This window comes from Angustibacter aerolatus (assembly GCF_054776675.1).
In genome coordinates, this window is sequence record NZ_BAAHBM010000118.1 from 1 (window position 1) to 8017 (window position 8017).

7 protein-coding genes and 1 pseudogene are annotated in these 8017 nt (G+C 76.1%); 1 reads left to right on the forward strand and 7 read right to left on the reverse strand.

The features are described from left to right. Positions 1 to 275 precede the first annotated feature (275 nt). Both ACYVI6_RS17200 and dacB read right to left on the reverse strand, forming a co-directional pair. Complete coding sequence (locus ACYVI6_RS17200) at positions 276 to 1337, reverse strand: zinc-dependent metalloprotease (RefSeq protein WP_460447538.1); 1062 nt, start codon at positions 1335 to 1337, stop codon at positions 276 to 278. A 48-nt stretch (positions 1338 to 1385) separates the two neighbouring features. Continuing rightward, on the reverse strand, positions 1386 to 2801 hold the full coding sequence (dacB, locus tag ACYVI6_RS17205; RefSeq protein ID WP_460447539.1) for a D-alanyl-D-alanine carboxypeptidase/D-alanyl-D-alanine endopeptidase: 1416 nt from the start codon (positions 2799 to 2801) through the stop codon (positions 1386 to 1388). Between the two features lie 93 nt (positions 2802 to 2894). Here dacB and ACYVI6_RS17210 point away from each other — a divergent pair, with 93 nt between their 5' ends. After that, a complete protein-coding gene (locus ACYVI6_RS17210; protein WP_460447540.1) occupies positions 2895 to 3410 on the forward strand; it encodes an inorganic diphosphatase in 516 nt (171 codons plus the stop codon). 38 nt (positions 3411 to 3448) lie between these two features. Here the strand turns inward: ACYVI6_RS17210 and ACYVI6_RS17215 are convergent. From ACYVI6_RS17215 to ACYVI6_RS17235, 5 genes and pseudogenes are all read right to left on the reverse strand, one after another. Next, positions 3449 to 4183 (reverse strand): annotated as a pseudogene (locus ACYVI6_RS17215) (cytochrome c oxidase assembly protein); the annotation flags it as partial. Position 4184: 1 nt separating this feature from the next. After that, positions 4185 to 4691, reverse strand: a complete 507-nt coding sequence (locus ACYVI6_RS17220) for a DUF2243 domain-containing protein (RefSeq protein ID WP_460447541.1) — start codon at positions 4689 to 4691, stop codon at positions 4185 to 4187. A gap of 36 nt (positions 4692 to 4727) precedes the next feature. Then, positions 4728 to 6500, reverse strand: coding sequence for a glycoside hydrolase family 15 protein (locus ACYVI6_RS17225; RefSeq protein WP_460447542.1), 1773 nt, complete (start codon positions 6498 to 6500; stop codon positions 4728 to 4730). Between the two features lies 1 nt (position 6501). Continuing rightward, complete coding sequence (locus tag ACYVI6_RS17230; RefSeq protein ID WP_460447543.1) at positions 6502 to 7290, reverse strand: SDR family NAD(P)-dependent oxidoreductase; 789 nt, start codon at positions 7288 to 7290, stop codon at positions 6502 to 6504. Between the two features lie 130 nt (positions 7291 to 7420). Next, on the reverse strand, positions 7421 to 8017 hold a 597-nt coding region (locus ACYVI6_RS17235; RefSeq protein WP_460447544.1), incomplete at its 5' end, for a C40 family peptidase.

Genomic DNA, 8017 nt, shown 5'->3' on the forward strand with positions numbered 1-8017 from the left:
CGCGGCCCTCGCCGAGCGCGGGCTGCCGGCCCGCCTGCAGGTGCTCGAGGTCGCGCCGGTGACCGGCGCGCTGGCCCTGGCCGCGCGCGCCGCCGGGTGGCCGGCGCTGCCGCCGGGCGTGCCCGGTCGCGGTGCGCAGGCCGCGCTCGACGGCGTGCCCGCACCCCGCTGACCCCTTTCCGCGCGCCAGCCCGGTTTCCGCGTCTCAGCCCGCTCGGCGGCCCCTCGCGAGCGGGCTGACGTGCGGAAACCGGGCTGAGGTGCGCAAAGGGGGGTCAGGGGGCGACGCGGCGCACCCAGGCCGACGGGTCCTCGATCTCGGCGGGCAGCGGCAGCGTCTCGGCCGACGTCCAGACGGTGTTGAAGCGCTGCATGCCGACCTCGTCGACGACGCCGCGCACGAACCGGGCGCCGTCGCGGTACTGGCGCATCTTGTCCTCGAGCCCGAGCAGCCGGCGCAGCATGCGGTCGGCGGGGCCGAGGCCCGCTCGGCGGTCGGTGAACCGGGCTCGGATCGTCTCGACGCTGGGCACCACCGCCGGCCCGACGGCGTCCATCACGACGTCGGCGTGCCCCTCGAGCAGCGACATGACCGCGGTGACACCCGCCACCCGCTCGCTCTGCTCGGGCGTCGCCAGCAGGTCGAGCAGCGAGCCGCCGTCGCCACGAAGCACCCCGGGCAGGCGGGACGCCGCGTCGCCGAGCCGGTCGACGAGGGCGCTCGGGTCGGGCGCGAGCTCGCGGGCCAGCGACTGCGCGCTGTCGACGAGGTGCGCGCGCAGCCACGGGTTCGCGGTGAACTGCACGCGGTGGGTCTCCTCGTGCAGGCAGACCCACAACCGGAAGTCGGCCGGGTCGACGCCCATGTCGCGCTCGGCCTGCACGACGTTCGGCGCGACCAGCAGCAGCCGCGGCGTGCCGCCGGGCGCGATGTCGTACTGCCCCAGCACCTTCGAGCTCAGGAACGCGAGCAGCCCGCCGGCCTCGGCGCCGGTCACCGCACCGCCCACGGCCCGCACGACGGCGTTCGGCTCGACCGGCTTCTTCTCGGTCATCGCCTCGACCACGGGGCCGAGCATCGCGCGCAGCGTCTCGAGGTTCGCCGCGACCCAGGCCGGCCGGTCGACGACCTTCACCACGGCGTCGTCGGACGGCGCGTGCAGCCCGGTGATCTCGGCGACGTGAGGGCGCGCCGCGGTGGCCGCGGCCCGCAGCGAGCCCACCGCCTCCGCGGCCTCCCCCGCCGACACCACGGGTCCCGGGCGGGCCAGCCGCCGGGCGGTCGCCGCCGCCAGGTCCCAGTCGACGAGCTGGTCGAGCACGCTGCGGTCGCTCATGCCCCGAACCTACGTGACGCCGCCGGGCCCAGCGAGGCCGCGCGGGGGTCAGCGGCAGCCGCAGTCCGCGAGCGCCGCGGCGATCCGGTCCATGGTGTGCCGGGCGGCGTCGGTGCCGCCGGTCGGCACGTGGTCGGCGAGGACGGCGAACACGAGCAGCCGCCCGTCGGCGTCGACGGTGACGCCGGCCAGGGTGTTGATGCCGGTGAGCGTGCCGGTCTTGGCGCGCACCTCGCCGGCGGCGTCGCGGGCCGGGCGCTCGGTGAAGCGGCCGGCGAGGGTGCCGCTGAACCCGGCGACCGGCAGGCCGTCGAGCAGTGGCCGCAGCTCGGGGTGCTCGCGACTGCCCGCCGCCCGCAGCACGTCGGTGAGCACGGCGGCGGGCACGAGGCTGCCGCGGGTGAGGCCGCTGCCGTCGAGGAGCACGGTGGGGCCGGTGTCGATGCCGACGTGCTGCACCTGATCGAGCACGGCCTGCGGGGCGTCGGCGAACGTGGCGGGACGCTTCACGGCGCGGGCGGTGAGGTGCGCGAGCCCCTCGGCGAGGGCGTTGTCGCTCTCGTGCAGCGCGACCGACAGCACGTCCTGCACCGGCGCCGAGCGCACCAGGCCGAGCTGCCGGGCACCGGCCGGCGCCTTCGTGCGCACGGGTGCGCCGGTCACGGAGATGCCGGCCGCGTCGAGCGCGGAGGCGAAGGCGCGGGCCGCGGAGAGCGCCAGGTCGGCGGGCGCGGGGTGGCCGGGCACCGCCCGGTCGCGGTCGAGCCCGAGCGCTGCGACCCGGCCGGTCAGCCCGTACCCGATGTCGACGGCCGCCCAGCCCGGGGCGACGGTGCCGCCGGTGAACAGCGAGTCGTCGAACCGGACGGCGACCCGGGTGCGACCCTCGCGGGAGAGCGCGTCGGCCACCTGCCGGGCCAGCGTGCCGAGCCCGGCGCGGCCCTCGGCGCTGCGCGGCTTCGAGGCGCCGGTGCCGAGCATCATGTCGCCGCCGCCGACCAGCACCACCTCGTCGGCGCCCGCGCCCTGCACGACCGTGGTGGGCAGCGTGGTGGCGCCGCCGACTGCCGAGAGCACGGCGACGCCGGTGAGCAGCTTGGCGGTCGACGCCGGGGCGCGCGCCGACCCGGCGTCCCGCCCGAGCAGCTGCGTGCCGGTGGCGTCGTCGACGACGGACGCCGAGACGTGGCCGCCGAGCGCGGCCGCCCCGAGCAGGGGCTTCAGGGTGCGGGTGAGCCCCCCGGTGGTGGGGGTCGGGGCCTGGTCGGACAGGCCCGGCAGCACCGGCGCCGCGGCCGTGCGGGCCGGGTCGGACGGCGTGGGGCGGGGGGCCGCGGCGACGGCCGCCGGGCTGGTGGTGAGCACACCGGGGACGACGTCCTGGGCGTCGGCGACCGCGTACCCGGCGACCAGCGCGCACGCCACCAGTGCGGCCCGCAGCCGCCGGACGGACCGCCTGCGCATCGACCCCCCTCGCGCCCGTGAAACACTCGACCCCTGCCGGACGACCCTATCCGTCGTCCTCGCCGCACCCGGAACCGCCGAGAGGGACACACCGTGGAGTTCGACGTCACCATCGAGATCCCCAAGGGCCAGCGCAACAAGTACGAGGTCGACCACGCGACGGGCCGCATCCGGCTCGACCGCATGCTCTTCACCTCGACCCGCTACCCCGCCGACTACGGCTACGTCGAGGGCACGCTCGGTGAGGACGGCGATCCGCTCGACGCGCTGGTGCTGCTCGAGGAGCCCACGTTCCCCGGCTGCCTCATCAAGGCCCGCACCATCGGCCTGTTCCACATGCGCGACGAGGCCGGCGGCGACGACAAGCTGCTCTGCGTGCCGGCCGGCGACCCGCGGCTGAAGCACATCCAGGACCTCGGCGACGTCAGCGAGTTCGACCGCCTCGAGATCCAGCACTTCTTCGAGACCTACAAGGACCTCGAGCCCGGCAAGTCGGTCGAGGGCGCGCACTGGGCCGGCCGCGCCGAGGCCGAGGCCGAGGTCACCGCGTCGTACGCCCGCGCCGAGGAGGCCGGCTTCACCACGCCGTTCGGCTCCCCCGCCCACTGACGCCGGCGGCCGGCGGCCCGTCGGGGTCGCCAGCCGCTCAGCAGGGCCACGGCCAGCAGCAGCTCGGCCAGGTCGCCGCCGTAGTACATGAGCTCGGCGGCGCCCTGGCGCTCGACCGACGGCACCGGCACGCGCACGCCGATCCCCGCGTACAGCAGCTGCGACAGGACGGCGTGGGCGGCGATCGCGACGCCGAGCACCACCAGCCGGGCCGGCACCGACGGACGCCGCGGCGCCGGGTCGGGCCCCGCGACCACCCACGCGAACAGGCAGCCCGACGCCACGAAGTGCGCGTGCACCAGCAGGTGCACCGCCTCGTGCTCGCGCACCGTCCCGTACACCGGCGTCAGGTACAGCGCGGCGACACCGCCCACGGTGAGCACCAGCGCGGTGACCGGGTGGGCGAGCACGTGGGCCAGGCGCGACCGCAGCACACGCGTCACCTGGCGGGCCCGCCGCACCGGCACCGAGCGCAGCAGCAGCGTCACCGGCGCGCCGAGCACCACGAACGTCGGGGCCACCATGCCGAGCAGCAGGTGCTGCAGCACGTGCCCGCGGAAGTCGTGCTCGGGCCACGGCATCCAGGCCGGCAGCAGCGCGAGGGCGAGCAGCACCGATGCGGTCGCCAGGCTCGCGGTGCGCCACCGGCTCCAGCCGCGCGGCTCCGCCCGGCGCGCCGCCGCGAGCCCCAGGTAGGTGAGCGTCAGCACCAGCAGGACGGCGAGCGGCAGCAGCGTGCCGACGTCCGACGACGCCGGCCCCTCGTGGTGCACGTCAGGCCCGTCGCGGCGGCGCGTCGACCAGCTCGGCGCCGCGCTGCACCAGCCACCCGACGGCGACGAGCGCGGCGCCGAGCGCCAGGAACCCGACGTCCCAGGCGGTCTGGTGCACGCCGCTGCGCACGTGGTGGATGCCCAGCAGCTGGTGGTCGAGCAGCCCCTCGACCAGGTTGAACAGCCCCCACCCGAGCACCACCCAGCCCCACAGCGCCCGCGACCCCCACAACCGGCCGCGGGCCTGCGTGACGCGGGAGTACAGCAGCGACAACCCGATCAGCACGGCGAGCCAGGTGACGACGTGGAACAGCCCGTCGGCCAGCGTGTTCATCTTCAGCCCGGGCACGGTGTCGACCCGCACCCTGCTCGACAGCAGGTGGTGCCACTGCAGCACCTGGTGCAGCACGATGCCGTCGACGAAGCCGCCGAGCCCGACGCCCAGCACCACGCCGGGCAGGGCGACGTCAGGCCGTTGCACGCGGCTGCTGCTGCCTGTCGCGGTCACCTGCTCATCGTGGCGGGCGCACGGGCGGCCGCCACCTCAGGTGGCGTCGCCCTGCAGGCACTGGGCGGTCTCGAGCAGCATGGCGTGCACGAAGGCCTGCGGGACGTTGCCGCGCAGCTGCCGCTCGTCGACGTCGTACTCCTCCGAGAGCAGGCCCGACGTGCCCGCCGTCGCCGCAGTGCGCTCGAACCAGCGCAGCGCCTCGGCCTCGCGGTGCTGGTGCCACTGGGCGAGCGCCATCGTGAAGCCGCAGAGCAGGAAGGCGCCCTCGGCCTGCCCGAGCGGGCGCGCGTCGGGGCGGAACCGGTACACGAAGCCGTCGCGCACCAGGTCGCGCTCGACCGCCTCGAGCGTCGCGCGGGTGCGCGGGTCGGCGGCCGGCAGCGCGCCGCGCACGGGCGGCAGCAGCAGGCTGGCGTCCACGCCCTCGTGCTGCGGGCTGCGCCGCCAGCGGCCGTCCGGGCCGAGGCAGCGGCGGTCGGTCTCGGCGAGCACGGCATCGGCGAGCGAGGCGGCCCGCGAGCCCTCGGCCCCCGGCAGCACCACGGACGTCGCCCGCAGCCCGGCCACGCACGACAGCCGCGAGTGCGTCCACCACTCGTTCTCGAGCTCCCAGATGCCGGCATCCGGCTCCTGCCACCGGGTCTCGACGATGCGCATCGCCTTGAGCAGCGCGCGGCTGCCGTCGGCGTCGAGCCGGTCGTGGCGCGCGGCGGCGGCGAGCAGCGCCAGCACGGTGCCGGCGGTGTCGAGCTGGAACTGTCCCTCGACCCAGTTGCCGACGACGCCGCCACCGCCGGGGTACCCGGGCAGCCCGAGGTCGACCTCGGTGGGGATGGGCGAGCCGTCGACCCGGTAGCCGGGTGCCAGGTCGAGCCCGTCCTCGAGCACCCGTGCGACGGTGAACGCGACGGCCTCGTCGAGCAGCGGCAGCGGATCCGTTGCGGCACAAGCCATCCCGGCGTACGCCTGGTCGCGAAGCCACACGTACCGGTAGTCGAAGTTGCGGTCGCCGTGCGCCTGCTCGGGCAGCCCGAGCGTGGGGGCGGCGACCATCCCGCCACCGGGCGAGGTGAGGCCGCGCAGCAGGGCGTACGACGCGCGGGCGTCGCGGGGGGCGATGGTCCCGTCGAGCCGCGGCACCGCCTCGGCCCAGGCGGCGCGCGTCGCGTCCCACAGCGCGCCGGCGTCGGCCGGTCGCTCGGGCAGCCGCTCGTCCGACACCTCCAGCACCAGGTCGTGCCGGCGTCCGGGGGCCACCCGCAGCTCGAGCACCAGCCGGCCGTCGTCGTCGACCACGGCGTCCTGGGCACCGGCCCAGCGCACGTGCAGGTCGCCGGTGCGCGCCGTCCAGCACCCGTCGTCGCCGCGGTGCAGCTGCCGCATCTTCCGCGACCCGAACTCCGCCCGCAGATCGAGCACCACCCGGACGACGGCGGGGTGCGCGCCCGCCTCGACCTGCCGCAGCAGCACCAGCCGGTGCGGGTCACCGGGGTACGCGAGCGCGTCGTGGCAGGTGATCGTGCAGGTCGTCGTGCGCCAGCGGCTGCCCCAGACCAGGCTGCCCTCCTCGTACGACCCGCCCCACACGAACGGCTCGACCGGCGTCACCGCGTAGACGCCGCCGCCACCCACGAGTGCCGACACCACGCCGGGCGAGTCCCACGACGGTGCGCACAGGAAGGCGACGTCGCCGCGCGGGCCGATCATCGCCCCGCGGCGACCATCGGCCACGACGGCGTAGTCCTGCAACGGGTGCGGCGGGAAGTCCTGCCAGACGGGCGGTCCGGCAGCGCGACGTCGAGCCACCCTAGATCGTGCCGACGGAGCCGCCGTCGACGCGGTAGCTGCTGCCGTTGACGAACGTCGCGCGCTCCGAGACCACGAACACGATGACCGCTGCGACCTCCCCGACGGTGCCGCGGCGGCGCGGCTCGATGCCCGGCCGCTCGTCGTGCAGGAACCGCGCCACGGCGTCGTCGCGGTCGCCGCCGTCCTGCTGCGCCCGCTCGTCCATCATCGCGTCGGTCATCGGCGTCTCGATGAAGGCCGGCGACACCGCGTTCACCAGCACCCCGCGGTGGCCGTACGTCTTCGACAGCACCTTCGTCAGCGCGAGCAGCGCGGCCTTCGAGGCCACGTACGGCGGGTCGTCGGTGTAGGCGTTCAACGCGTCCTCGCTGGCGACGTTCACGATCCGGCCCGACCCGCGGTGCGCCATCTCCTCGACGAACGCGCGGGTCAGCCGCACGCTGCTCAGCAGGTCGGCCTGCAGCGTCTCGAGCCAGCCCGCGTCGTCGATCTCGTGGAAGGCACCGGTCGCGCCCGTGATGCCCGCCGCGTTCACCAGGACGTCGGGAGCGCCGCCCAGCACCTCGCGCACCTCGGCGGCCAGCCGGTCGACGTCCGCCGGGTCGGTCAGGTCCGCGACGACCGCGGTGGCGCCCAGCTCGTCGGCCGCGGCCCGCACCCCGTCGGCGTCGCGGTCGGTGACGACCACCTGCACGCCCTCGGCCAGCAGCTGCCGCGCCGTCTCGCGGCCGATGCCCGAGGCGCCGCCGCTGACCAGTGCCGTGCGTCCCTGCAGCCCGAGGTCCATGCCGCAACGCTCGCACCCCGCAGCGGGTGCCGCACCCCGGCGCCCCGGACGCCGAGATGCGAGCAGGTGTTCACGACCGGGTCCGGTCGTGAACCGCTACTCGCATCTCGGCAGTGGGCGGGGGTGTGCGTCAGGGGCGGCCGGCGTACGGCATGAGGCCAGAGCGGTACATCGAGCTGATCCGCACCTGGGCGCCGGTGTGCGGCGCCTCGAGCATCATGCCGCCGCCGACGTACAGCGCCACGTGGTGGATCGTCGACGGGCTGGACGTGTTCGTCGCGAAGAACAGCAGGTCGCCGACGCGCAGGTCGTCCATCGAGACGTGCCGGGTCACCTGGTACTGCATCACCGAGCTGTGCGGCAGGTACACGCCCGACCGCTGCCAGGCGCGCATGGTCAGGCCCGAGCAGTCGTACGTCGAGGGGCCGTCGGCGGCCCACTCGTACCACTTGCCGAGCTGGGTGCGCGCCCACGACACCGCGGCGCGGCCACCGCTGCTGCTGCCCGCCGACGAGCCCCCGCCGGACGAGCTGCCGCCCGACGACGGGCTGCCGGACGAGTGCGACGACCCGCTGCTGGAGTGCGAGGAGCTGCTGGTGTGCGACGTGCTGCCGTGCGACCGGGTGGGGCGCTTGGTGCCGGCCGCGTGCTCACGGGCCTCGCGGGCGGCGTCGCGGCGGGCCTGCTCGCGGGCGGCCTTCGCGGCGGCGGCCCGGCGGGCGGCCGC

Excerpts from the sequence above, each read along its gene's own strand:
- ACYVI6_RS17200 (WP_460447538.1), bottom strand. The coding sequence starts at position 1,337 with ATGAGCGACCGCAGCGTGCTCGACCAGCTCGTCGACTGGGACCTGGCG.
- dacB (WP_460447539.1), bottom strand. The coding sequence starts at position 2,801 with ATGCGCAGGCGGTCCGTCCGGCGGCTGCGGGCCGCACTGGTGGCGTGC.
- ACYVI6_RS17230 (WP_460447543.1), bottom strand. The coding sequence starts at position 7,290 with ATGGACCTCGGGCTGCAGGGACGCACGGCACTGGTCAGCGGCGGCGCC.